Raw genomic sequence first — 25,627 nt, forward strand, 5'->3', positions numbered from 1 at the left:
AGTCGAGCAGTCGTTGAGTCGCGCAGCCGCTCAGTCGCTCAGCCGAGCAGATCGGCACGTGCGCGCTCGAAGCCCTCGACCTCGAGCTGCCAGGTGGGGCGCACGAACTCGGATTCGTCGAGCCGCAGCCGCTGCTCCACGAACGTCTGCCCCTGGGAGTCGACGTGGTGCGAGACGCCGTTCGGCCGATAGCCGAGCCGCCTCGATACTCCGAGTGACGCGTCGTTCCACGACGCAGCACCCGACTCCGCGAAGCGGGCGCCGAGAGCGTCGAACGCGAATAGCAGCACCGCTGCGCGCATCTCCGTGCCGATGCCCCTTCCATGGAAGGGCTGGCCGAGCCATGAGCCCGTGGAGACGGTTCTGAGCGCCGAGAACTCGGAGACCTTCAGATCCTGGACACCCACGATGTGCCCGTCGAGCTCCACGGCGAAGGCGATCGTCCAGTTGTTCGGCTTGACCTGCGAACGGAGGTACCACTGCCAGACGACGACATTCCGGCGCAGTTCGTCCCCGCTCGCGCGTGTCCACGGGTACGAGAAAGGCATCGTCGCCGGATCGTGTACGCCGCCCTCCACCACCGCGAGGAGCTCGGGGAGATCGTCGTCGCGCACCGGCCGCAGGACCAACCGTGGGGTGCGCAGACGCAGGGCGAAGAGCGGCCAGACCTCGTCGACGGACATGCAACAGAAGGTAAAGGTCCGACCCGCAAAGGGCCAGCGCTCGATGTCGGAGGGTGGTGGCAGAGTGCAGATATGACGGCACGCACGACGACACGGCTCGCGGAGGAGGCGGCGCTGCTGTCCTCGCGCGCCGATGTCCTGTCGGTCGGTGCCGTCCAGTCAGCCGGTGCCGCCGAGGTTTCGCTGGTCGAGTCGCTGATGGCGTCATCCGACGTCGACCTGCTCGCGCTGCACCAGCACGCGGCCGAGGTGCTCCGCCTCGCCGAGGCCGTCATCGTCGCCGCATCGGGCGAGGTCGCGCGCCGCAGCGAGTCCGGGCTTCCCGACGCGCTCGCGCGCCGGCTCGGCGAGAAGAACGCGACCGAACTGCTCGCCAAGCGCAGCAGGCTGGCTCCCGTCGACGTGGCTACCCACTGCAGGGTGGGTCTCGCGGTGACTCCGCGAGAAGGACTCACCGGTGAGGTGCTCCCGCCGTTCTTCCCTGTGCTGGCATCCGCCCTGGCGGACGGAGCGCTCACGGCGCGTGCCGGACGGGACATCGTCGTCGCCCTCGAGAAGATCGAGCCGAACGCGACCGCCGAAGGACTCGCGTGGGCTGAGCGCTACCTGGTCGAGGGGGCCGCGAAGCACTGGGAGGCCGTGACGCTGCGCGACGTGTGCCGGGTTCTCCCCGAGCAATTCGACCCCGACGGTGTCGAGCATCGCGAGAAGGTCATCCGCGCCCAGCGCGGCGTGACCGGCATCGCACTCGAGTCCGGCGGATTCCGCTACATCGTCGACACCGATGCTGAGGGCTCTGCCTACTGGGAGGCCGCCATCGACGCCCGAATCGCTCCGCGTCGCCAGGTGCGTTTCCATGATGTCGACGAGTCGGCCACCCCCGTCGACGGTGACTCCGATGCGCTCGGCATCGAGGACGCCCCCGAGTGGGACTCGCGCACCTGGAAGCAGAAGCGGCACGACGCCCTCATCGACCTCCTTCGTGACAGCCTCAAGCACGACGACGGCAGCTTCGGCGGAGTCGACACCACCGTCGTGCTGCACGTGACCGACCAGACCGTCGCGTCGGGCATCGGCACCGCCTACTTCGAGGGCGTCGACGGCGTCGTCTCCGCGGCCACAGCCCGGCGCGCGATGCAGTGCGCCAACATCATCGCGGTCGTTCTCGACGGAGTGGAACAGCCCCTCCGACTCGGATCCACAGAACGGTTCTTCACCCCCGGCCAGCGCCGCGCCATGGCCGCGCGAGACGGTGGATGCGTCTGGCCCGGCTGCACCGCCCCACCTCGATGGTGCGACGCGGCCCACATCGAGCCGTGGTCGGCCACCAAGTGCACCGACATCGAGAACGGCGTACTCCTCTGCCATTTTCACCACCGACGATTCGATGAAGACGGCTGGCAACTCGAAAGACGAGACAACGTCCCCTGGTTCATCCCGCCCTCCCACATCGACTCATCGAGGACTCCGCGCAGAGGTGGAAGAGTCCGCGTTCCTGCGGCGCCGTAGGCGACGCGCCGGCGTCGCCGGCCGGAGTGCGCGGATAAGGATGCTGATCCGTCGCTCGCCTCGCGCTCACGATCCGCTCATGTGCCCGACATAGGTTCGATATGTCACATCGAGCCGGTATCGTCCGGCTCCGCACGGAAGGGGCACCCATGAAAGCACTGCAGTACGTCGAAATCGGACAGCCGCCGAAGGTCGTCGACATCCCGAAGCCCGAGGTCGGCCCCGGGCAGGTGCTGCTCAAGGTGACCGCCGCGGGCGTCTGCCACTCCGACGAATTCGTCATGAGCCTGCCCGAAGACCAGTACACCTACGGTCTGCCGCTGACCCTCGGCCACGAGGGCGCGGGCATCGTCGAGGAGCTCGGCGAAGGCGTCGAGCACCTGAACGTCGGCGACGCCGTCGCCGTGTACGGGCCGTGGGGCTGCGGACGCTGCCACATGTGCGCCCGAGGCAAGGAGAACTACTGCGTCAACGCCGAGGCTGAGGGCATCAAGCCGCCCGGGCTCGGCAGCCCCGGCTCGATGGCCGAGTACATGCTCATCGACGACCCGCGCCACCTCGTTCCGCTCGGCGACCTCGACCCGGTGAAGAACGTCTCGCTCACCGACGCCGGCCTCACGCCCTACCACGCCATCAAGAACTCGCTGCCTAAGCTCGGCGCGGGCAGCACCGCCGTCGTCATCGGCACCGGCGGCCTCGGCCACGTCGGCATCCAGATCCTCAAGGCGTTGTCGGGTGCGGTGGTCGTCGCGCTCGACGTCAACGACGAGAAGCTCGAGCTCGCGAAGCATGTCGGCGCCGACCACGCCCTCCTCAGCAACGCCGACGCGGTGGACGAGATCAAGAAGCTCACCGGCGGGCTCGGCGCCGACGCCGTGTTCGACTTCGTCGGAGTGCAGCCCACCGTCGACCTCGCCGTCGCCGCCGCTGCGACCGAGGGCGACGTGACCATCGTCGGAATCGGCGGCGGCATCGCCAAGGTCGGCTTCGGAGCGATCGGCTACGACGTCGCTGTCCGCTCGCCCTACTGGGGCAGCCGCGCAGAACTGATCGAGGTCCTCGACATGGCCCGCCGCGGCCAGGTCGAGGTCGAGATCCAGAAGTACTCCCTCGACGACGGGCCCAAAGCCTATGAGGCGCTGCACGCGGGCACGATCCGCGGACGCGCCGTCATCGTTCCGGGAAGCTGAGCAGACTCGCACTGCGTGAGGAGCCGGCCCGATCGATCGGGTCGGCTCCTACACTTTTCAGCGGCGGCCATGCGCGTCGCCGGCCCACGATCGGAGAAACCCATGGAAGCCCCTCGCATGAACGTCGAGTCGTTCAACCTCGACCACCGCACCGTGCAGGCGCCGTACGTGCGGGTCGCCGACCAGAAGACGCTGCCCGCGGGCGACGTGATCACCAAGTACGACGTGCGCTTCACCCAACCCAACAAGGGGCACCTCGAGATGCCCGCCGTGCACTCGCTCGAGCACCTGTTCGCCGAGCACTCCCGCAACCACTCGACGGCCGTGCTCGACTTCTCGCCCATGGGCTGCCAGACCGGCTTCTACCTGATGCTCCAGGGCGACCCCGCCTACGACGACGTGCTCGAACTCATCGAGGCGACCCTCGGCGACATCCTCGACGCAAACGAGGTGCCCGCCGCCAACGAGGTGCAGTGCGGATGGGGAGCGAACCACTCGCTGAGCGGCGCCCAGGATGCGGCGCGCGCGTTCCTCGCCGAGCGCACCTCCTGGAACGTGGTCACCGCGTGAGCGGAGTCGACGCCATCGTCGTCGTCGCGATGCCCGAGGAGGCGGCGCCGTTCCTCGAGCTGGCGACCCGTGTCGGCGACGCCGAGCAGATCGGGGGCGCGATCCACCGCCGCATCGAACTCGCCGGTCGCGAGGTGCTGCTCGTGCAGGGCGGCATCGGACTCGTCAACGCGGCAGGCGCCGCGACGTCGGCCATCCTCTCCGTCGGCGGCGCGCCGCTCCTCGTCAGCGCCGGAAGCGCCGGCGGGCTCGGCGACTCCGCCGTCGGTGACATCGTCATCGGCACCGACCACAATCATGCCGACGCCGACGCCCGCGTCTTCGGGTACGCGCTCGGCCAGGTGCCGCAGATGCCGGCGTCGTATCCGGCCGACGACGCGGCGGCCGCGGCCCTCGCCGCGCTCGACATACCGTGGAACGACGGCGCCCTCACCATCCGATCGGGCCTCGTGCTCTCCGGCGACTCCTTCGTCACCGAAGACAAGGCGGGCAGGCTCAGCGCCGACTTCCCGGGCGTGCTCGCCGCGGACATGGAGTCGGTCGCCATCGCCCAGACCGCACACGTGCACGGCGTGCCGTTCGTGTCGGTGCGCGGCATCTCCGACCTGTGCGGCCCGCACGAGTTCGAGGCGCACGTCGACGACGCGGCCGCCCGGTCGGCGGCCGTCGTCACCGCACTCATCGACTGGCGTGGAGGCGCAGCGCTCTAGACGTCGAGCGTCTCGCCCGGCTGCAGGGGGAAGAACTCTCCGCCACCCTGCTCGGTCGCGTCCTTCAGTCGGCCGTAGCTGAGGTTCTTACCGATCTGCGACAGCCCCATGTCGTGCATCGGGAACGCACGCTTCGGCGCCACCTCGAGCACGTAGTCGATGGCTTCGGAGATCTTCATCCACGGCGCCCACGCCGGCGTCGCCAGCGTGTCGACCTCGACGCCCTCCGGCACCGTAAACGAATCGCCCGGGTAGAAGAGGGTGTCGTTGACGAGCACACCGAGGTTGTCGATCACCGGGATCGACGAGTGGATGACGGCGTGACGTCCGCCGAAGAAGCGCAACGTGAACGGATCGACCTCGATGGTGTCGCCGGCGTGCACCACAGTGACGTCGAAGTCGGCGGCCGCCCGGGCCACGCCCTCTGGCGCGAAGATCGGTGCGTCGGGATTCGAGTCGAGGATGCGCTTCAGCTGCTCGGGCGTCCAATGGTCCGGGTGCTCGTGCGTGATGACGATCGCGACCGTGTTGCTCGCGTCGGTGATCGGGGTGGTGAAGCTGCCCGGATCGACGAAGAGCGTCTTGCCCCCCTGCTGGATTTGCAACGCGGCATGCTCGAGTTTGGTGACCCTCATGCTGCGAGCCTAGAACCGCAAGTTGCCAGCCGGCTTCGAGGTAGGCGACGAGGGCTCGGCGGCGCGTGCCACAGGAACCGTCATCGGCCTGCCAAGATCGTGCGGGGGTCTTCCGCTGCGCCATCGCGTCGGCGGTCTCGCTCGTGGCCCCGGAAACGGAAGAACACTTCATGTCGAAGTCCACCCGCATCACCTACGCCGTCATCGGACTGGTCTTCATCGGCGTCTGCGTCCTGCTCGTCGCCACGAGCCAGGAGCCGATCGCCTGGTTCGCCGGCGGCTTCGCCCTCGCCTTCGGCTTCATGGCGGTATTCGGTTTGCTGCGCCTCGGCCGTGACTGAACGGAGTGCGGCGAGGGCGGCTTGCTAGCGTTGCGGCATGGCTGACGACGTAGAAGCCCCGAAGCCGAAGGTGATCCGCGACCCGCTGACCAAGGTCGGCGCGATCGTCGGGACGTTCATCCTCATCTTCCTGCTCACCTTCCTGTTCGGAGTGGCGTCGGGATTCGCCACCGCCGGGGTGTACGCGATCGCCTTCGGGTTGACGTTGGTGGCGATCGTCGTGCTGAGCCGGTTCTTCCGCTCGACCACTGAAGAGAACGCGCCCCGTCCGATGTGGCGGCTGACCGGGCGACCGGTCGCCGGGTACGTGATCGCCGGTATCGCGGTTGCGCAGGCGTTCTCGATCGCGGTGATCCCGGACGGACCGCCGGTCGAGGCCCGCATCGTGGCCATCACGTTCTACGCCATCGTCGCGGTCGGATACCTCCAGTCGTCGATCCGGTTGACGCGTCGAGAACGCGACGCCGCGGCCAGCGAAATCTGAGCAACGCTTCCCCCCTGACGGAATATACCCATGGGGGGTATGTTGTACCAGTGATGAGTGGACACGACGAGCACTTCGACGGCCGCGGATCGGTCTCTCCGGAGACCCACCATGACCACGCCCACGCCGGTCATGGCGACGACGATCACGGCGCGCGAGCGGTACACGATCACAGTGACCACCTCGGGCAAGCCGACCACTCCGGGGGTGCGAACCACTCAGGACGCGGTGCTCACGAGCGCGCCGAGCACTCCGGTCACGGCGCCCACGGGCACTCCGGCCACGAGGGGCACTCCGGACACGAGGGACACGATCCGGCGATCTTCCGACGCAAGTTCTGGTTGAGCCTCGCGCTCACCGTGCCGACCCTCGTGTTCTCACAGGGGTTGCAGGAGATCCTCGGCCTCGACGGTCCGCGCTTTCCGGGGAGCGAGTTCATCCCGGCCGTCTTCGGCGCGGTCCTGTTCTTCTACGGCGGGCTCGTATTCCTCCGCGGCGCCGTGGACGAGCTCCGCGGCCGCGCCCCAGGCATGATGACGCTGATCTCGCTCGCGATCATCGTCGCGTTCGTCTACAGCGCCGCCGTCACCCTCGGGTTGCCGGGCATGGACTTCTGGTGGGAACTCGCCACCCTCATCACCATCATGCTGCTCGGTCACTGGATCGAGATGTCGGCCGTCATGGGTGCCGGGGACGCCCTCGGCGCGCTCGCCTCGCTGGTGCCCGACCAGGCGGAGCGTCTCCACGACGGTGACTCTGAAACCGTCGCGGTGTCCGACCTGCGCGAAGGCGACCTCGTCCTCGTACGGCCGGGAAGCGCGGTGCCGGCCGACGGTGAGGTCGTCGACGGGCGAGCGGACGTCGACGAGTCGATGCTGACCGGCGAGTCCCGTCCGGTGGTGGCGTCGGCTGGGTCGCAGGTGATCGCCGGCAGCGTCGTCGCGGGCGCGCTCACGGTCAGAGTCACGGCCACGGGGGAGCAGACCGCGCTGTCGGGCATCATGCGTCTCGTCGCCGAGGCCCAGGCCAGCAAGTCGGGTGCGCAACTGCTCGCCGACCGGGCCGCGAAGTGGCTCTTCTACGTCGCGGTCGCCGTCGCTGCCGTCACCCTCGCGGCATGGGCGGTGCTGCGCCCCGACGACCCCGGCTTCACGCTCGAGCGGGTCGTGACCGTACTGATCATCGCGTGCCCCCACGCTCTCGGCCTCGCGATCCCGCTGGTCGCGCAGATCTCCACGACGCTGGGGGCTCGCGCCGGAATCCTGGTCCGCAACCGTGCAGCGCTCGAAGACGCGCGCCGCGTCGACGTGGTGCTCTTCGACAAGACGGGCACGCTCACTGAGGGTCGGCAGGGCATCGCCCAGGTGGTGGCGGAGGAGGACGGGAACGTCGATGCAGTGCTCGCTCTCGCGGCCGCCGTCGAGCAGCGGTCGGAGCATCCGATCGGCCGTGCGGTCATCGCGGCGGCGAAGGAGCGGTCGCTACCGCTGCCCGAGGCCGAGGACTTCGAGCCGCTCGCCGGCAGGGGAGTCGCCGCGCGGGTCGACGGACGCGCGGTCGCGGTGCTGAGTCCCGGTGCGGTCGCCGATCGTGGCGTGTCGGTGCCGCAGGTGCTCGGCGACGGTGCCGCCGCCGCCCAGCGCGAGGGGCGAACGGTCGTGTGGGTGGTTCGCGAGGACGCCGCGGTCGGCTACCTCGAGATCGATGACATCGTGCGTGCGGAGTCGCGCGACGCGGTCGCAGCCCTGCGCGAGCGCGGGGTCAGGGTGGCCATGGTGACGGGGGATGCGAAGGACGTCGCCGCCCATGTCGCGTCGGCGCTCGGGATCGAGGAGGTCACCGCCGAGGTCCTGCCGCAGGACAAGGCGGGCGTCGTCCGTGACCTCCAGCGCGGTGGGGCTCGCGTCGCCATGGTCGGCGACGGTGTCAACGACGCCCCGGCGTTGGCGCAGGCGGACCTCGGGATCGCGATCGGTGCGGGCACGGACGTCGCCATCGAATCTGCCGGCATCGTGCTCGCCTCGAGCGACCCGCGCAGCGTCGCCGACGTGCTCACCCTCTCGCGTGCCACCTACCGGAAGATGCTGCAGAACCTCGCTTGGGCGGTCGGCTACAACGTGGTGTCCCTTCCGCTCGCGGCGGGGGTCGCGATCGGCATCGGGATCGTCGTCTCGCCGGCGGTCGGCGCGGTGCTGATGTCGGTGTCCACCATCGTGGTCGCCATCAACGCGCAGCTGCTGCGCCGCCTGCGCATCGGGAGACGCTGAGTCCGGCAAGATGTCGCAGGTGACCTCCCGACGACGCCTGGTGCTCGCGATCAACCCCACGGCGTCGTTCGGCAAGGGGCGCCACGTCGGTCCGCTCGTCGCCGATCGGCTGCGCGCCGCCGGGCATGAGGTCACGGCGCTCGCCGAAGCGAGCATGCTCGACCTCGCCGTCGCCGCGCAGCGGGCGCTCGACGCCGGCGCCGACGCGCTGGTCGTGGTCGGCGGCGACGGCATGGTGCACCTCGGTGTGAACCTGGTCGCGGGGACGGGCGTCCCTTTGGGAGTGATCCCGTCGGGCACCGGCAACGACACGGCGCGGGGCCTCGGCATCCCGCTGGGCGACGCGGAGGCGGCGGTCGCTCATCTTCTGGAACGGCTCGAGCGCGGTCCGCGTCTCATCGATGCGGGCCGAGTGCGAACGACTGAGCGGTTGGTGTGGTTCGCCTGCATCCTCTCGGCCGGTTTCGACGCGATCGTCAACGAACGGGCGAACCGGATGCGGCGTCCTCGCGGCGCGAGCCGGTACACGATCGCGCTGCTGCGGGAGCTGGCGGTGCTGCATCCGATCCGCTACCGGCTGGAGCTGGACGGGGTGTCGCGGGAGACGGAGGCGGTGCTGCTCGCGGTGGCGAACAACACGTCGATCGGCGGCGGGATGCTGATCGCACCGGATGCGCAGGTCGATGACGGGCTGTTCGATGTGGTGATCGTGGCGCCGGTGTCACGGCTGCGGTTCCTGCGACTGTTCCCGAAGGTGTTCAAGGGCACTCACACGAGTCTCGACATCGTCGACGTGGTCCGGGCGCGCCATGTGAGGCTGCACGCCGAGGGTGTCGTGGCGTACGCGGACGGTGAGCGGGTCGGCGATCTCGACATGGAGGTGGAGCTCGTTCCGCGTGCTTTGGCGGTGTTGGCGTAGGCCGCGCCGCTCGATTGGCGCACCGCGTCAGGTTCGCCTATACTCGACCAGGCGCTCGGCAAGCCGAACGCAACGGCCCCATCGTTTAGCGGCCTAGGACGTCGCCCTCTCACGGCGGTAACGCGGGTTCAAATCCCGCTGGGGTCACATCAGAATAAAGAAGAGCGGCTCGCCCTCCGGGGCGAGCCGCTCTTCTTTATTCTGACGCGACCCCAGGGGTGCTTTTCACCTCACCAGGGTGGGCCCACCCCGCGAGGGGCCCCGGATGACGCGAAGCGGCATTTGGGGTAGCGAGTGGGTGGGCCCACGCCGCGAGGGGCCCCGGATGACGCGAAGCGGCATTTGGGGTAGCGGTGGGGACAAATGATTCCGCAGAGGCCGCCCGCGGCCGAACGGTCGGGCGCCCAAGGCACGACTAGCGCCGCAGGCCGCGCCGCAGGCCGCAGCCGCCGCAGGCCAACCCCGCCCACGCCCTACCCCCCACCCCCCCCAACCTCCCCGATACTGACCTGCATGCACTTCGCGGGCATCATCCCCGAGGACATGCCGCCTCCTGCGACGGCGGACGAGGTCTCTCGTCGTTTCGGCATGGATTTGTTCACGTTCGTCGACCAGCCGGCGCTCGAGGAGACGTCGGTGAGCGCCGCCTGGACGTCCTCGGGAGCCGGTGGCGATCATCTCGATCACGCGTCGTTGACGTACATGCTGTTGCGCAATCCGGACGACCGTGAGGATCCGGTGAACAGGTCGACTCTTCCGCAGGAGGATCGGGACATCATCGAGGCCCCGCCCGAATTCCCGTTGCCGCAGTGGTTCCTCGATGCGAGGCGCATCATGCTCTACCGCTCCTTGTGGGAGGCGGTGCGTACCGCTCCGCGCGGGTCGCAGTCGGTGAAGGATGCTCTCCTCGACCACATCTGGTACGCCCTCGTGAATCGGTTCCGCGAGGAGCGGGTAGTGGGGGAGATGCCGGGCGAGGTCAGCGGGATGCCGACGGTTGCCGGACTGGTCGAGACCTCGGTGCTGGTCGATGGCGTCGAGCTGCGCGGGGTCCACCACGACTTCGATCCCCACGTCTACGCGATCGCCGTGGAGGTCGGCGATCGACTGTTGACGGTCGTCGTCCCTCGCGAGGAGCTGCCTTACCTCCGGCTGGAGTTCGTGACGCGCGCGGTCACTTCCCGCTGACGGCGTCGGACACCATCCGCAGTCCTTGCGCTTCGAATGCGCGATCGCCGGCGCTGTGCGCCCAGACGGCGGTTCCGATCGCCTGCCTCAGCATCTCGATACGCCACAGCTCGGGGTCGCGCGGGTCGGATCCGTAGCCGCGGAGGAACGCCGCTTCGAGGTCGGACCGCCCACGCCATTGCTGCGCCGCGAGCCGGCACAGGTCGGTGTGGGCGGGACGGAAGGCGAACCGCCCGAAGTCGATGGCCTTGACCGTGCTCGCGTCGATCAGCCAATTGCGCGGCTGCCAGTCCCCATGCGTGGGGACGGACGTGACCGGGCGGGGACGGGCGGCGTGCAGCATCGCTCGCGCCGCGTCCGCCTGCGAGTGTGTGAGGCGGTGCGGCCGATCGAGGTCGGCGAGAGCCTTCCTCGTCGCACGCTCCTCGTATCCGTCGTCCACGCGCTGCTCCTGCGCATGCAGTCGGCGCAGCAGCCGGCCCGCCTGCTCATGCACCTCGGCGGCAGTGGCGGAATCCGTCCCGTCGACGAGGTCGCCGTCGAGGTAGTCGAGCAGGAGGACGCGGGCGTCACGATCGGCGGCGACGAGGCGCGGCGCGAGGCCGAGGTCGGCCAGCGCGGAGGTGTAGCGCTCGTAGGCGGTGATCTCGCGCCCGATGTGGGTGTTGTCGGAGCCGCCCGCCTTGGCGATGTAGTGGGCGCCGGCGCTTCGGAAGTGCAGGACCGTGGTGGCGACGCCCCAAGACAGGTCCGCGAGAAGTTCAGGGTCGGTCAGCCATCCGCCGAGGAGCGCGGCCTGCTTCCCGGTCAGCCCGGACGCCCTCCAGTCGCGCATCCGACGACGCTAGTGGAGTCGCGTGCTCACGCGCAGAATGATTTCTCGTGAACGATGACGACCGTTTCCTCGCGACAGTGGTGACCGCGCTCGCGGCGCTCCCGAGAGTGGAGGCCGTCGCGTTGGGAGGCTCACGCTCGACCGGAACCGCCCGCGAGAACAGCGACTGGGACTTCTCGATCTACTACCGCGGCGACTTCGCCCCCGACGATCTCCGAGCCATCGGCTGGCCCGGATCGGCGACGGAGGTCGGTGGGTGGGGCGGCGGCGTGTTCAACGGTGGCGGCCGGTTCACGATTGACGGACGCGAGATGGACATCCACTACCGCGACCTCGCCGTCATCGAACGAGAACTGGTTCGCGCCGATGCGGGAGAGGTGCACATCGAACCACTCATGTTCTACCTCGCCGGCATCCCCACCTACCTGGTGCTCGCGGAACTCGCGATCAACCGGACACTGCACGGGGACCTTCCCCGGCCGCAGTACCCGCCCGTTCTGCGAGAGTCCGCCGCGGCGACGTGGAGCGAGCGAGCCGAACTCGAGCTCGACTACGCGCGGAAGGGACATGCGCCGCGAGGCGATGTTCTGCGCTGCCTGGGCTCGATCGCACTCGCAGCCACCCAGTACGCTCACGCGATCCTCGCCACCCGGGGCCGATGGGTGACTAACGAGAAAGGAATGCTCGCGGCAGCAGGGCTGTCCGGAGTCGACGGGGTCGTCGCCGCCGCGCGCAACGATGAGAGCTCCCTCGTTGCCGCCGTCGACGCCGCACAGCGGATCTGCCGAGCCGCGCTGATCGACGGAGGATCGGGTGTCGAGAACACCGCCGACCACCGCCGGTCGACTGAGTCCTAGAGTCGCCTCATGCGCGAGACGGCGAGCATCGTGCGCCCGCAGAGCGGACGCGACTCCCACCGGGTGACCTTCGTCGAACTGTTCTTCGACCTGGTGTTCGTGTTCGCGATCACTCAGCTCTCGCATGCGCTCATCGAGCATCCGTCGTTGCCGGTGCTGCTGCAGACCCTGCTGCTCACCGTGGCGCTCTGGTGGATGTGGATCAACACCGCCTGGGTGACGAACTGGCTGCATCCCGAGCATCCGGCTGTTCGGGGACTGCTGCTCTCCATGATGTTCGCCGCGCTCCTCCTCGGCACGGCGATCCCCGACGCGTTCGGCGACGGGGCGGTGCTCTTCGCGCTCTGCTACGTCGTCATCGAGGTGGGCCGCTCCGTGTTCACCGCTGTGGCACTGCGCCGCGACCGGCCCGAGAACTCGCTGGGCTTCGTGCGCATCTCGATCTGGCAGCTGGCGGCGGCGTCGCTCTGGATCGCGGGCGCGCTGCTCCCAGACGCGCGCGGATGGTTGTGGCTTGCGGCGGTCGCGTTGTACAGCGCCGGCCCGTCCGCCCGCTACGCCCTGCCCGGCCTGGGGGCGACCCCGGTTCGGGTCTGGCATATCTCGGGCGAGCACATGGCCGAGCGCGCCGCCCTCTTCCTCATCATCGTGCTGGGCGAGTCGATCATCGTCACGGGCACCGCGTTCGACGACGTGCCGCTCGACCCGGTCTCGATCTCCGCCTTCGCCGCCGCGTTCGCGAGCACGGTGCTGATGTGGCTGCTCTACTTCAACCATCGCGAACGGCGTGGCAGCGAGTACATCTCGTCGACGGACGCGAACGGCGCGATCGGTCGGCTCGCGTACACGTACATCCACGTGCTGCTGGTGATCGGCATCCTGCTCACCGCCGTCGCCGACGAACTCGTCCTGCTACACCCGCTCGGCGAGCACGAGGAGGGGCACGCGACCACAGGATCGTCGCCGTGGGTCGCGGGCCTCATCTGCGGTGCCGCTGCGGTCTACCTGATCGGCAACGCGCTGTTCACCTGGGCGGTGAAGGGGCCGATGCTCGTCTCGCACTACCTGGGTGCCGCGGCGCTCGCCGCCCTGTTCGCGCTGCACCCGCTGCTGTCGCCGCTCGCGCTCAACTGGCTGAGCAACCTGGTGCTCCTCGTCGTCGTGATCGCCGACCAACTCCTGTGGCGCCGCCTTGGCCGCGAAGGCGAGGTCCGCACCGCCGACGAGGTGGACGAAACGATCTGAGCGTTCGCAGCTTCAGTCGCACAGGCGGCGCATAGACTCACCCCAGCGAAGGGGAGTATCCCGTCTCGCTGTGATCGTCAGCACGGGCCTCGAGGATGCGGCCCCGGTCACGGCGTCACCGCATCGCGGTGGGGGAGAGACTTTCGGTCATCCCGCATGCCCACGACCGAAGGACGCCCGTGTCTGATCTTGAGATCCCGCTCTGGTTCGAGATCGGCTCGTACGTCGTCCTCGGTCTGATCCTGCTGACCGACCTCGTCATCGCCTACCGCCGCCCGCATGTGCCGTCGACGCGCGAGTCTGCGCTCTGGGTGATCTTCTACGTGGCGCTCGCCCTCGTCTTCGCGGGGCTGATGCTCGCGCTCGGCGACGCGGAGCACGCCGGCCAGTTCATCGCCGGTTGGCTGACCGAGTACAGCCTCAGCATCGACAACCTGTTCGTCTTCGTCATCATCATGGCGAGCTTCAAAGTGCCGAGGAAGTACCAGCAGGAGATCCTGATGGTCGGGATCATCCTCGCGCTGGTCTTCCGCGGCATTTTCATCCTGCTGGGTGCCGCGATCATCGAGAACTTCAGCGCGATCTTCTACCTCTTCGGACTGTTCCTCATCTACACGGCGTACACGCAGGCGTTCGGCAAGGACCACAACGAGGAGAACGAGAGCCGCATCATCGGCTTCCTCCGGAAGCGGATCCGCATCACCGACGAGTTCGACGGCAACAAGATCCGCACCGTCATCGACGGCAAGAAGACGTTCACGCCGATCCTGCTGGTCTTCATCGCGATCGGATCGACGGACATCCTGTTCGCGCTCGACTCGATCCCCGCGATTTTCGGCATCACGACGAGTCCGTTCATCGTGTTCACCGCCAACATCTTCGCCCTGATGGGGCTCCGGCAGCTCTACTTCCTGCTCGGCGACCTCATCGACCGTCTCGTCTACCTCAAGTACGGGATCGCGTTCATCCTCGCCTTCATCGGCGTGAAGCTGTTCCTCCACGCCCTGCACGAGAACGAACTGCCCTTCATCAACGGCGGCGAGCACGTCGAGTGGGCTCCCGACATCGACACCTTCGCCTCACTCGCGGTGATCGTGGCGTCGATGGCCGTCGCGACGATCGCAAGCCTCATCAAGATGAAGCGCGACCCGAACCTCCCCGACCCGAAGGACGCGCTGAAGCCCCGCACCGACGAGGACGCCGAAACGAAGTAACGCCCGCACCCCTGGTCGCTGAGGAGGCCGGCCAGGGCCGTCGCGATGCGACCCGACCCGACTGCCCCCGCTCGCACCGTGCCCGGCGAAGCGAGACGAGGGCCCGCGGGCTCAGGAGAACCGGAACGACTCCAGCGCCGTGCTGATCGCCGAGACGACCATGACGAGCACGATGCTCGTCGTGATGACACTGCCCGCGATGTAGACCCACAGCGGGGCCATCCCGGCGCCCACCCGGCGGCGGAGGACGACCGCCCGGCCGATCGCGTAGACGAGGCTCGACAGTAGCGCCCACGCCCAGTGGAACGGCTGCACGACGCCGAGCTTCTGCAGCCGGTCGCGGTCGAGGTAGGCGAGGAGCACCGAGCCCGCATAGAAGAGGAAGCTGAGGCTCGAGGCGGCGAGGTAGCCCGGCGTGTAGATGGCGAACGGGTTGCTCGGCTGTTCCAGCGCGGCGCGCATCACGCCGCCGAAGTCCATGATGAGCAGCTGCACGAGCGTCAGCAGCGGAATGATCGAGAAGATCCAGATGAAGGCGCTGTCGTACTTCGTCCCCGCGGGGAGCTCCGGCTGGATCGGGCGCCCATCGGGGCCGACCGGGGTCGTCCACGCCGACCCTTCGAGGGTCTCGGTCCACTTCGTGCCGTCCCACCAGCGGCGGGATGCGCCGCCCTGAGGGTCGGGGTAGAAGCCGGGCGGGGTGGGCTGCTCTGCGCTCGTCACGCGCTGAGCGTAGCGAAGCGGGTCGTGCCGCGGCCAGAAGTGGTCGGAATCGGTCCAGGGGGCGGAAGACCGCCGCTTCGCGGATCCCGACCGGTGGAAGGTACGGTGTATCCCAGGAACGAAGGGGGTTCGTCGATGACCGACCCGGTCGATCTCGGCGGATTCGCCGCGAAGATCACGGTTGCGGGCGCGTCGCACGTGGGCGCGGTGCGCACGCGCAACGAGGACTCCTACCTCGCCCGCCACCCGTTCGCCGTCGTCGCCGACGGCATGGGCGGGCACTCGCACGGCGAGCGGGCGAGTCGCTGCATCATCGACGCGCTCTCCGCCATCGACGAGACCGAGCTGCCGAGCGTGGACGACGTCATCGCGGCGATCGGCGCTGCGAACACTGAACTCATCGTCTCGGCCGACGAGGGCACCGTGTCGGGCAGCACCGTCTCCGGGGTCGCCCTGGTGCGGCCGAACCCCACCGACAAGCCGCACTGGATGGTCTTCAACGTCGGCGACTCCCGCGTCTACCGCTTCGACGGGCGCCACCTCGAACAGGTCAGCGTCGATCACTCCGTCGTGCAGGAACTCGTCGAGCTCGGCCACATCACGCCCGAGGCAGCCGCCGTGCACCCCGACCGCAACGTCATCACCCGTGCCGTCGGCTCCGACCCCGCACTCGACATCGACGTCTGGCTGCTGCCCGCCGACAGCCCGCAGACCTTCCTCGTCTGCTCCGACGGGCTCACCAAAGAACTCGACGACGACTTCATCGCCGACGTCCTCGCCTCCCACGATGCCGACGCGTCAGGGGTCGTCGACGCGCTCGTCGCCGCGGCGCTCGCCGTCGGCGGCCACGACAACATCACCGCGGTGCTGTTCGAGTACATCCCGGACGAGACCGGCGACGACGTGACCGCGACGAGGCAGCCGGTGCTCGAAGACACCCGCCCGAGAGGATGACCGCCCACGTGAGTGCGCAGTACACGCCCGCCGCATCCGGCTGGGTCGCCGTCGTCAGCGGCTCCCGGGCCGTGCTCCTCGAGGCGGGGGATCCGGAGCGGATCGAGCCGCTGCTCGTCGCGCTCGACGCCGCCGAACCGGTGAGCGCGGTCCTCGACCTGCTGATGCGCGACGGGCTCGGTGCGATGCCCGCCTTCGGATTCGCGGCCCTCGACGACGGCGCCGCCCGCGTCCTCGTGCGCGGCGAGGTCAGCGCGACCCTCGGCGACGACGAGTACCGCGGCAGCGACTACTCGACATGGGGCGAGCACCGCGCGGCGGGTACCGACACGGTGGTGCTCGCCGTGGGTGCCGACCACTTCGCCGTCTCCCTTCCGCTCGGGCGCGGCGCCGCGTTCGCGACGACGCTCCGCCTCGGAGTCTCGTCGGCGAGCGAGCAGCCGCCGGTCGCTGCGGGCGCGCCGCCGGCAGCGGAGACGCCTGCCTCTCCGATCGTGCCGCCGGTGGCGGAGTCCCCGACTCCCGCCGTCCCCGAGCCCGAGGAGTCGAGCGCGCCGACCCGCATTTCGTCCCCACCCGTGGTGGCAGCTCCGTCGCCCTCCTCCGCGCCGGTGACCGCGCCGACGAGCATCCCCGAGCAGACCATGGTGGAGTTCACCCTCGCCGACGCCGACCCGGGGTACTCGCACCTCTTCGAAGAGACGATCGTGCGACCGATCGAGCACGCCGCCGTCCGCGACGACGAGGCCGCCGACGAGGTGGCCGCGCCCGCGATCGCTGCGCCGGTCGCCGATGTCCCCACTTCGGCCACCGCTTCCGCGTACGAGGAGCACGACGGCATGACCATCGTGAGCGGCGATCTCGCCGCCCTGCGCGCTGCGGCCCCGCCCCCGCAGACGGCTCCCATCCCCCCGTCGCCGACGAGCGCCGCGCCGGCCGTACCCGAACTGCGCTTCTCCACCGGACTCACCGAGACGCTGACCGCGCCGATCATCATCGGCCGCTCGCCCTCCACCGGCAAGGTCTCCGCCGGTCGGGTGCCGCGACTCGTCACGATCACCGACGACCCGGATCTGTCGCGCTCGCACGTGCAGATCGAGATGCAGGGCGACGCGGTCGTCGTCACCGACCTGCACTCGCGCAACGGCACGACCGTGGCGCTGCCCGGCCGCGCCGCCGAACGCCTCCGAGGGGGAGTGCCCACCACCGTGATCGACATGACCGTCATCGACCTCGGCGGCGGGCTCACCATCCAGGTCCGCGAACCGCAGGGTCCCGCCGCATGAGACGCGCCCCATCGACCCCGCCCGAGCTGCGGGGCTACCGCTACCTGCGGCCTCTCGGCGCCGGCGGGTTCTCCGACGTGTTCCTCTACGAGCAGGCGTTACCCCGGCGCAACGTCGCCGTGAAGGTGCTGCTCACCGACGAGCTGAATCAGTCGAGCCGCGACGCCTTCGTCGCCGAGGCCAACCTGATGGCCCAGCTCTCGGCGCACCCGTACATCGTCACCATCCACCACGCCGACGTGACCCCCGACGACCGGCCGTACTTCGTCATGGAGTACTGCTCGGGCGCGAGCCTCGGCGAGCGCTACAAGTCCGAGCGCTTCGAGGTCGCCGACGTGCTGCGCATCGGCGTCCGCCTCGTCGGTGCCGTTGCGACGGCTCACGCGTCGGGCATCCTGCACCGCGACATCAAGCCCGGCAACGTGCTCACCAACGACTACGGGTGGCCGGCGCTCACCGACTTCGGCATCGCGTCGACCCTCGACGAGCTTCCGGTGCACACGACGACCAGCACCCGCGATCTCGACCTCGCCACCACGGGCACCGCCGCTCAGTCCGTCGGGCTCAGCGTGCCGTGGTCCCCGGCCGAGATGTTCGAGGACGACCCCGACCCGGATGTGCGCTCCGACGTCTTCTCGCTGGCGGCGACCCTGCACACCCTGCTCGCCGGGCGCACCCCCTTCGAGATTCCGGGACGCTCGAACGGCACACTCGACCTCATCGGACGCATCGAACGGGGAGCCATCACCCCGCTCGGGCGCGACGACGTGCCGCGCTCGCTCGTCGCGGTGCTGCAGAAGGGCATGGCGCTGCGCCGCGAGGACCGTTTCGCGAACGCCGTCGAGTTCGGGCGCGCCCTGCAACGGGTCGAGCTGGAGCTCGGCTACGCGCCCACCACCATCGAGGTGCCGAACCTCGAAAGCGTCAAGGCGCCCGTCGCCGACGCGAGCTCCGCCGAAGAGACCCACGTGCGCTCCGTGTCGACGATCGAGGCGCAGCCGGTCACCCCGTCGGCGCCCGCTCCCGAGTCGCAGGAGACCCGGGTGCGCGAGGTGAAGACCGTCGACCCGGCGCCCGACGCGGCGTCCATCGAGGACCGCACCCTGCTGCGCTCGGGCAAGCCCGCCCGCGATGAGGTCGGTCACGACACCACGAGGCGCCCGGTTCCGCGCGAGACGACGGAGACACTGCCCGGTTCTCCGGAACCGCAGCCTGTCGCGCCGGCCCCCCGTCGTTCGAGAGGTCGCGCCTTCGCGCTCATCGGCGGCATCGCCGCTGTCGTCCTCGTCGGGGGAGCGGTGGCCACCGCGGTCGCCCTCACCGGGACACCGGAGCCGCAGCCGACCGAGACCTCGTCGACCGGCGACGAACCGGCCGACGCGATCGTCGGCGGCGCGGTTCCCGCGCCGACCGACGGCGTCTTCGAGCGCACGCCCGACGGCACATCGGTCGTGTTCCGGTGGATGAACCCGTCCCCGCAGGAGGGCGACAGCTTCCGCTGGTGGCGCTCCGAGCAGCCCGGCAGCACGAACCCTGCGACGGAGAGCGTCGCCACGGTCGGACCTGTCGACCCCGCGCAGCGGGTGTGCATCTCGGTCGCCGTGCTGCGCGGCGGCAAGACCGGCGACCCGCTCGAGGTGTGCACGTCGTGACCCCGCTCAAGGTCGAGTTCTGCGGCGAGTGGTTCGACGTCGACGGCGAGTTCGGCATCGGCCGCGAAGCCGAGCTGACCATCGACGACAACCCGTACCTTCACCGCCGGTTCCTCATCCTCCGGCACGAGTACGGCATGTGGTGGCTCGTCAACGCGGGTAACCTGCTGTCGGCGACGGTCACCGACGCGTCGGGGCTCGTGCAGGCCTGGCTCGCCCCGGGGGCGAAGCTGCCGCTGGTGTTCCCGGTGATGCACGTCATGTTCACCGCCGGGTCGACGACCTACGACTTCACCATCCACGCCGCCGAGGACTACTTCGCGACCGCCGCGACCGCGACGGAGGCCGGAGGATCGACGACGATCATCCCCGTGCACCTCACGCGCACCCAGCGGCAGCTCGTCGTCGCCCTCGCCGAGCACGTCCTCACTCAGAGCGTTCCCGGGCGGGGGACCGTGCCGAGCTCGGCCGAGGCCGCCGCGCGTCTGGGGTGGAGCATGACGACGTTCAACCGCAAGCTCGACAACGTGTGCGAGAAGCTCGACCGGCTGGGGGTGCAAGGCCTGCGCGGGGGACGCGGCAAGCTCGCGACCAGTCGCCGGGCCCGCCTCGTCGAGTACGCGGTCGCGACGAGACTCGTGGGCGCCGAAGATCTGCCGATCCTCGACGAGGCGCCGAGCGATGGGGAGTCCTCCCCGTCGTAACGCGACAGGAGCATTGCGTAAAGTAATCGAGACTCCGGCAGCGGGGTTCGTGTGATGAATAGGTCGAAGCAGCGGGGTGACGACGGATGCGAGTGACGGCATGGCTGCGCGAGCGCAAGACGCTGGCGTCCACCCTCACCCTCGCGATCCTCGCGGGAGTCCCCGTCACCTTCGCGGTGCTGCACCAGGGATTCCCGGTCACCGACGCCGACCTCGTCTCCCGCGACGTCTGGGTCACCAACGGTGAACGTCTGCTCGCCGGTCGACTGAACCGTCAGATCGAAGAGCTGAACGGCGCCGTCGAGACCTCGAGCAGGTCGATCGATGTGTTCCAGGAGGGCGGCGACGTCTTCCTCACCGACGCCGACGCGTCCACCGTCGAACGCGTCGACCCCGCGTTCACGACCCTCGTGCAGAAGGCCGACCTGCCGCCCGGCGCCGTCGTCGCGTTCGGGGGCAAGACGCTCGCCGTGCTCGATCCCGCCGACGGGCGCGCGTGGGCGGTCGACGTCACCAACGAGCTCGCCTTCGACCCCGTCGCGACCGAACCCGACGTCGAAGCGGGCGCCGAGGCGAGCATCACCGTCACCGACAAAGGCGCGCTCTTCGTCGCGTCGCCCGAGAACGACACCCTCATCTCGCTCGAGTCGCCTGGGGCGGCGCCGGTCGTGACCCCGCTCGACCTCGACGGCGCCGTGCAGGCCACGACGGTCGGCGACGAACCCGTCTTGTTCGACGCGAACTCGAACGAGGTCATCCGCCGCGACGGCGGACGCGTCACCCTCCCCGAGCAGGGGCTCGCCATCCAGCAGTCCGGTCCCGAGAACGACAGCGTCCTCGTCGCCGGTGAGAGCTCGCTGCTCCGAGTACCGCTCGGCGGCGGCGACGTCGTGAGCCTCGACGCGCAGGTCGGCGCACCCGCGACAAGCGAGGGGCAGGTCGCACCCCCGGTGTGGCTCGACGGTTGCGCGCACGCCGCATGGGCCGACTCCGGCCGATACCTGCGCGCCTGCGGCGACGATCCGGCCGACGTGTTCGAGATCGACCAGCCGACGGTCGGATCCCGGCTCGTCTTCCGCGTCAACGGCCCGGTCATCGCGCTCAACAACATCGACAACGGCAACACCTGGGTGCTGAAGGACTCGCTCCGCCTCGTCGACAACTGGGACGAGGTGACCCCTCCGAAGGAGGAGGACAACCAGGAGGGCGACGAGAAGTCGACCCGCAAGAGTTACGAGGACATCCTCGCCGACCGGTCCGAGCAGAACCGGCCGCCGACCGCGGAGGACGACGACTTCGGCGTGCGCCCCGGTCGCACCACGATCCTGCCGGTGCTCGACAACGACACCGACCCCGACGGCGACGTGCTGACCATCACCGACTTCACGCAGCTGCCGCCGGAGATCGGCCGCATCGACGAGATCGACGACGGCCGCGCGCTGCAATTCACCGCGGGTACGGCGACCGTCGGCACCGCCTCGTTCCGGTACACCGTGTCGGACGGCCGCAGCGGCGGCGTCGACGAGGCGCTCGTGAACGTGCGAGTCGTGCCGTTCGAGGTGAACAACCCGCCGGTGCAGAAGCGCATCCCGACCCAGACGCTCGAGGCCGGGCAGACCCTCACCTACAACGCGTTGACCGACTGGATCGACCCCGACGGCGACGACATCTTCCTCAACGACGCGGCGCCCACCTCGGCCGACCTCGCCCGGTCGACCCCCGACGGCTTCGTCACTTTCGAGCACCGCTCGGGCGAGCTGGGGCTCAAAGAAGTGCGGCTAATCGTCTCCGACGGCGTGCTCACCGCCGAGGGGGTTCTGAACGTGGACGTCCAGGCGCCCGGCACGCTGAAGCCGATCGCGACCGCCGACTACCTGCGGCTCTTCATCGACGAGGTCGGCGAGCTGAAGCCGCTCGACAACGACCTGTCGCCCTCCGGCGCGCAGCTCCTGCTCGCGGGCGTCGAATCGACCGACCCGGCCCTGACCGTGACGCCGAACATCGACGCGGGCACGGTGTCCGTCCAGGCGTCGGCCGCGGGCGAGTACGAGTTCACCTACTCGGTCACGGCCGGTGGGCAAGCCTCGACCGGGATCGTGCGCGTGAGCGTCATCGAGAATCCGGCCGACCAGCTGCCGCCGATCGCCGTCAAGGACACCGCTTTCCTGCGTGTCGGCGAACCGGTCACCGTCGAGGTGCTCGCGAACGACGTGTCGCCGAGCGGACGCGTGCTCGCCATCCAGTCGGTCGACACGTCCGCCGCCGCTCAGGGCCTGTCGGTCGAGATCCTCGGCAACACCCTCATCCGCATCTCCTCGAGCACCGCGCTCGACGCGCAGACCCAGTTCACCTACACCGTCTCCGACGGACAGGCGACCGCTCTCGCCGGTGTGACCGTCGTCCCGGTGCCGCCCGTCGTTCAGCGTCAGCCGCCCGTCGCCGTCGACGACCGGGTCACCGTCCGTGCCGGAGACGTCGCCCGCATCGACGTCCTCGCGAACGACTACCACCCGGACCAGTCGGCGCTCATCCTCGACACCGAGTTGGTCGACGCCGAGAACATCGGCGACGACGCGCTCGCCTTCGTCTCGGGCGGCGACCTCCGCTACCAGGCCCCGTCGGAGCCCGGGCAGTACAGCGCGGTGTACCGGGTCGGCGACCGTTTCGGAGAGTCGGCCACCGCCACGGTGACGTTCGTCGTCACCGGCCCCGACCAGGAGGGGAACAAGCCTCCCGTGCCGGTCACGCAGACCGGACGCACGTTCGCCGGCTCCACCATCCGGATCGACGTCCCCCTCGACGGGATCGATCCCGACGGCGACTCCGTCGTGCTCACCGGCCTCGCTCAGGCACCCCTCCTCGGGCGGATCGTCGAGACCGGGACCACCTACTTCGTCTACGAGGCCTTCGAGAGCTCGGCGGGCACCGACACGCTCCGCTACAGCGTCGAGGACGCCTTCGGTCTTCGGGCGTTCGGCACGGTCCGCATCGGTGTGATCCCGCGTCCCGCCCAGGCGCTCGCCCCGAACGCCGTCGACGACAGCGTCGAAGTCCGACCGGGCAAGCTGGTCTCGGTGCCCGTTCTCGACAACGACACCGACCCGAACGGGTACACCCTCGAGCTGAGCGAAGAGCTCGTCTCCGTCGACCCGGGTATCGAGGCGTGGGTCGAGGGCGACCGGGTGCTCGTGCAGGCGCCCGAAACCGAGGGCGGCTTCGTCGCCCGATACGAGATCACGAACGGCAACGGCGGGGTCGATCAGGGCTTCGTCCAGATCCGCGTGACCGCGGACGCCAAGATCCTCCCTCCGACCGCAGTCGACCATTTCGTGCAGCAGGAGCAGGTCGATTCCGGCGAGCCGATCGAGGTCGACGTCTTCGACGGAGCCTTCAACCCCAACGGGCGCGATGACGACCTCGTCGTCTCCTTCGAGGGACCCAACGCCGGCAACGCATCCATCGCGGCCGACGGGACCGTCACGGTGGTTCCGGGCGAGAAGCGGATCGCGATCGCCTACCGCCTCACCGACGAGGTGAACGACCTGAGCGCCGCTGCGTTCATCATCGTGCCGCCCGAAGTCAGCGCGAGCTACGCGCCGCCGCCGTACATCCGGCCCGACGCGATCCCGCAGCAGCTGGAGATGAACCAGGCCGGTCAGTGGAAGCTCGAGGACATCGTCGCCGTGCCGTCGGGACGCCCCGTGAAGATCACCGACGCGACCACGGTGACCGCCTCCAACAGCGACGGTGCGTCCTCCTACGTGGACCCCACGACCATCGCCTTCACGCCGGCCCGGGACTTCCGCGGCAACGCCGCGGTGGTGTTCGAGGTCACCGACGGCGAATCGGCGGACGACCCCAACGGCAACACCGTGCTGCTCACCCTGCCGATCGCCGTCGGCAACCCCGACTTCAGCGACACCGCCCCGAGCTTCACGCCGATCGAGATCCCCGTGGAAGCCGGTGAAGCGGCGATCTCCGTGGACCTCAGGACGAGCACGGCGCACCGCAACGCGGGAGTCATCGGCCAGATCCAGTACTCGGGGCTCACGGGTGCCACTCGCGACATCGAGGCGAACCTCAACGGTTCGACACTCACCGTCTCGTCTCCGATCGGTGTGCAGCCGGGAGCCACCGCAACGCTCTCCTTCACGTTGAGCTATCGGGAGTTCCAGGTGCCGGGCACCGTCTCCGTCGTCGTCGTCTCCTCGTCGAGGCCGCTCCCACAGGCGATCGACGACGAGGAGAAGGGCCAGCGCAGCAAGCAGAGCACCGTCAACGTCATCGAGAACGACTTCAACCCGTTCCCCGACAGGCCCCTCACCCTGCTCGACGCTCGGATCGAGAATGCGGCGGAGAGCGCGGCGCGCGTGTCGTTCACCGCGAACGGAAACATCACCGTGTCGCCCGGCTCGTCGTTCATCGGGGTGGTCAGCGTCATCTACCGCATCGGCGATGCGACGAAGGACCCCAACCGCGAGACTCAGGGGAGACTCCTGCTGACGGTGCGCGACGTGCCGAGCAAGGTGGCGAAGCCCACCATCATCGAAGAGTCCGACGGGGTCGTCGCGATCAGCTGGCAGACCCCGGCCATCAACGGCGAACCGATCGACCACTACACCGTCACCTACGACAACAAGAGCGTCCAGGTGTCGGCGAACGCCGCGAGCTATCGGGCGACCGGCCTGAACAACGGCACCCCGTACACGTTCCGTGTCAGCGCCCACAACGTGTTGGGCGACGGGCAGGCATCCGATCAGAGCAACGCCGGAGTGCCGTACGGCAAGCCCGGGAGGCCGGGCACTCCGACGCTGACCGCGTCCTCTGACGGGTCCGGCGACATGACGATCGTCTGGGGCGCCGCGAACGGCAACGGTCGCGACGTGCAGAAGTACCGCTGGAGCCTCAGCAACGGGGCAACCGGGGAGACGACCGGGACGTCAGCGGCCACCAAGGTCAACGTCGGCGACGCGGTCACGGCGACGGTCATCGCGGTCGGCCCGGCCGGCGACGGACCTGCATCGGCAGCGAGCGCCTCGGCGAAGAACGCGCCGGGGGCTGCGACGGGACTGAACGCCCGTACCGGCGCCCAAGGCGACCGGACCGTCACACTCACCTGGAACGGAGCCCCCTCCCACGGCAACGGGGTGGAGGAATACCGACTGTCCATCTCGGGCTACGGGGACGCGACGACGGGCGGGACGAGCTTCAGCTTCCAGGGCGAGTTCAACCGCAACTACAACTTCACCGTGGTCGCGGTCACCAAGGGGACCGCGGGGCCGCGGTCGGCGACATCCAACACAGTGGCTCCGCAAGATGTGCCTCCGCCGCAGCCGCCCCAAGCGGGCGGGACGGTGGCCAAGGGCGGAGCGGCCCCCTACTGCAACGGGTGTCGCTACGTGGTCCTCGTCTACCAGAACTTCCCGGCCGGGACCTACGACGTGACCACCGAGGCCAACGGCGGCTTCCCCGTCTCGACTCAGCGGTACACCCTGTCCGGCAGTGGGCGACAGGAGACCCTGAACGGACTCGGCTACGGCTACAGCAACGTCCGCGTCAGGGCCACGAACGTCGCCACCGGCCAAGTGATCTGGACAGAGGCAGTCAACTGGGACGCCCTGTGATGATCCGCGTACGAACGCACCAGCGAGAAGGAGCACC

The 25,627-nt window shown here is 69.3% G+C and carries 21 protein-coding genes and 1 tRNA gene; 18 read left to right on the forward strand and 4 right to left on the reverse strand.

Features of this window, described 5'->3' with window-relative positions:
* Positions 1-38 precede the first annotated feature (38 nt).
* On the reverse strand, positions 39-683 hold the full coding sequence (locus NGH83_RS02855) for a GNAT family N-acetyltransferase (protein WP_251857563.1): 645 nt from the start codon (positions 681-683) through the stop codon (positions 39-41).
* 72 nt (positions 684-755) lie between these two features.
* Here NGH83_RS02855 and NGH83_RS02860 point away from each other — a divergent pair, with 72 nt between their 5' ends.
* From NGH83_RS02860 to mtnN, 4 genes are all read left to right on the forward strand, one after another.
* On the forward strand, positions 756-2,192 hold the full coding sequence (locus tag NGH83_RS02860) for an HNH endonuclease signature motif containing protein (protein WP_251857564.1): 1,437 nt from the start codon (positions 756-758) through the stop codon (positions 2,190-2,192).
* Positions 2,193-2,341: 149 nt separating this feature from the next.
* Positions 2,342-3,382: an NAD(P)-dependent alcohol dehydrogenase gene (locus NGH83_RS02865; RefSeq protein WP_251857565.1), complete on the forward strand. Its 1,041-nt coding sequence runs from the start codon at positions 2,342-2,344 to the stop codon at positions 3,380-3,382.
* A 102-nt stretch (positions 3,383-3,484) separates the two neighbouring features.
* Positions 3,485-3,952 (forward strand): S-ribosylhomocysteine lyase, encoded by a 468-nt coding sequence (locus NGH83_RS02870; protein ID WP_251857566.1) that lies wholly within the window; start codon positions 3,485-3,487, stop codon positions 3,950-3,952.
* A complete protein-coding gene (gene mtnN, locus NGH83_RS02875; protein ID WP_251857567.1) occupies positions 3,949-4,662 on the forward strand; it encodes a 5'-methylthioadenosine/S-adenosylhomocysteine nucleosidase in 714 nt (237 codons plus the stop codon). The genes NGH83_RS02870 and mtnN overlap by 4 nt, the downstream gene beginning before the upstream one ends.
* Here the strand turns inward: mtnN and NGH83_RS02880 are convergent.
* Positions 4,659-5,297 (reverse strand): MBL fold metallo-hydrolase, encoded by a 639-nt coding sequence (locus tag NGH83_RS02880; protein ID WP_251857568.1) that lies wholly within the window; start codon positions 5,295-5,297, stop codon positions 4,659-4,661. The genes mtnN and NGH83_RS02880 overlap by 4 nt on opposite strands.
* Positions 5,298-5,467: 170 nt before the next feature.
* Here NGH83_RS02880 and NGH83_RS02885 point away from each other — a divergent pair, with 170 nt between their 5' ends.
* The 6 genes from NGH83_RS02885 to NGH83_RS02910 all read left to right on the forward strand — a co-directional run bounded on the left by NGH83_RS02885 (position 5,468) and on the right by NGH83_RS02910 (position 10,496).
* Positions 5,468-5,638, forward strand: coding sequence for a hypothetical protein (locus tag NGH83_RS02885; RefSeq protein WP_251857569.1), 171 nt, complete (start codon positions 5,468-5,470; stop codon positions 5,636-5,638).
* Positions 5,639-5,675: 37 nt separating this feature from the next.
* Positions 5,676-6,122, forward strand: coding sequence for a hypothetical protein (locus NGH83_RS02890; RefSeq protein WP_251857570.1), 447 nt, complete (start codon positions 5,676-5,678; stop codon positions 6,120-6,122).
* A 53-nt stretch (positions 6,123-6,175) separates the two neighbouring features.
* Positions 6,176-8,389: a copper-translocating P-type ATPase gene (locus tag NGH83_RS02895; protein ID WP_251858432.1), complete on the forward strand. Its 2,214-nt coding sequence runs from the start codon at positions 6,176-6,178 to the stop codon at positions 8,387-8,389.
* Between the two features lie 10 nt (positions 8,390-8,399).
* On the forward strand, positions 8,400-9,308 hold the full coding sequence (locus tag NGH83_RS02900) for a diacylglycerol kinase family protein (protein WP_251857571.1): 909 nt from the start codon (positions 8,400-8,402) through the stop codon (positions 9,306-9,308).
* A 74-nt stretch (positions 9,309-9,382) separates the two neighbouring features.
* Positions 9,383-9,455 (forward strand) — tRNA-Glu (locus NGH83_RS02905).
* A 366-nt stretch (positions 9,456-9,821) separates the two neighbouring features.
* Positions 9,822-10,496, forward strand: a complete 675-nt coding sequence (locus tag NGH83_RS02910; protein WP_251857572.1) for a hypothetical protein — start codon at positions 9,822-9,824, stop codon at positions 10,494-10,496.
* Here NGH83_RS02910 and NGH83_RS02915 read toward each other — a convergent pair.
* The gene (locus tag NGH83_RS02915) at positions 10,483-11,331 is read right to left on the reverse strand and encodes a phosphotransferase family protein (protein WP_251857573.1); all 849 of its coding nucleotides are present in this window, start codon (positions 11,329-11,331) and stop codon (positions 10,483-10,485) included. The genes NGH83_RS02910 and NGH83_RS02915 overlap by 14 nt on opposite strands.
* Positions 11,332-11,378: 47 nt before the next feature.
* Between NGH83_RS02915 and NGH83_RS02920 the strand changes: the two genes are divergently transcribed.
* The 3 genes from NGH83_RS02920 to NGH83_RS02930 all read left to right on the forward strand — a co-directional run bounded on the left by NGH83_RS02920 (position 11,379) and on the right by NGH83_RS02930 (position 14,647).
* The gene (locus NGH83_RS02920) at positions 11,379-12,188 is read left to right on the forward strand and encodes a nucleotidyltransferase domain-containing protein (protein ID WP_251857574.1); all 810 of its coding nucleotides are present in this window, start codon (positions 11,379-11,381) and stop codon (positions 12,186-12,188) included.
* 9 nt (positions 12,189-12,197) lie between these two features.
* Positions 12,198-13,433 (forward strand): low temperature requirement protein A, encoded by a 1,236-nt coding sequence (locus tag NGH83_RS02925; protein WP_251857575.1) that lies wholly within the window; start codon positions 12,198-12,200, stop codon positions 13,431-13,433.
* Between the two features lie 179 nt (positions 13,434-13,612).
* The gene (locus tag NGH83_RS02930) at positions 13,613-14,647 is read left to right on the forward strand and encodes a TerC family protein (protein ID WP_251857576.1); all 1,035 of its coding nucleotides are present in this window, start codon (positions 13,613-13,615) and stop codon (positions 14,645-14,647) included.
* Positions 14,648-14,758: 111 nt separating this feature from the next.
* On the opposite strand, the gene NGH83_RS02935 is transcribed toward NGH83_RS02930, so the two are convergent.
* The gene (locus NGH83_RS02935) at positions 14,759-15,370 is read right to left on the reverse strand and encodes a DUF2510 domain-containing protein (protein WP_251857577.1); all 612 of its coding nucleotides are present in this window, start codon (positions 15,368-15,370) and stop codon (positions 14,759-14,761) included.
* Positions 15,371-15,505: 135 nt separating this feature from the next.
* Between NGH83_RS02935 and NGH83_RS02940 the strand changes: the two genes are divergently transcribed.
* From NGH83_RS02940 to NGH83_RS02960, 5 genes are all read left to right on the forward strand, one after another.
* Positions 15,506-16,324, forward strand: a complete 819-nt coding sequence (locus tag NGH83_RS02940; RefSeq protein WP_251857578.1) for a PP2C family serine/threonine-protein phosphatase — start codon at positions 15,506-15,508, stop codon at positions 16,322-16,324.
* Positions 16,325-16,332: 8 nt separating this feature from the next.
* Positions 16,333-17,610, forward strand: a complete 1,278-nt coding sequence (locus NGH83_RS02945; protein ID WP_251857579.1) for an FHA domain-containing protein — start codon at positions 16,333-16,335, stop codon at positions 17,608-17,610.
* Complete coding sequence (locus tag NGH83_RS02950) at positions 17,607-19,262, forward strand: protein kinase (RefSeq protein ID WP_251857580.1); 1,656 nt, start codon at positions 17,607-17,609, stop codon at positions 19,260-19,262. Before NGH83_RS02945 ends, NGH83_RS02950 begins: the two co-directional genes overlap by 4 nt.
* Positions 19,250-19,966, forward strand: a complete 717-nt coding sequence (locus NGH83_RS02955; RefSeq protein ID WP_251857581.1) for a hypothetical protein — start codon at positions 19,250-19,252, stop codon at positions 19,964-19,966. The genes NGH83_RS02950 and NGH83_RS02955 overlap by 13 nt, the downstream gene beginning before the upstream one ends.
* Positions 19,967-20,058: 92 nt before the next feature.
* Positions 20,059-25,590 carry an Ig-like domain-containing protein gene (locus tag NGH83_RS02960; protein ID WP_251857582.1) on the forward strand — a complete coding sequence of 1,844 codons (5,532 nt, stop codon included), beginning with the start codon at positions 20,059-20,061 and terminating at the stop codon, positions 25,588-25,590.
* Positions 25,591-25,627: the final 37 nt, after the last annotated feature.

Source organism: Herbiconiux sp. L3-i23, from assembly GCF_023734115.1.
Classification (GTDB): domain Bacteria; phylum Actinomycetota; class Actinomycetes; order Actinomycetales; family Microbacteriaceae; genus Naasia.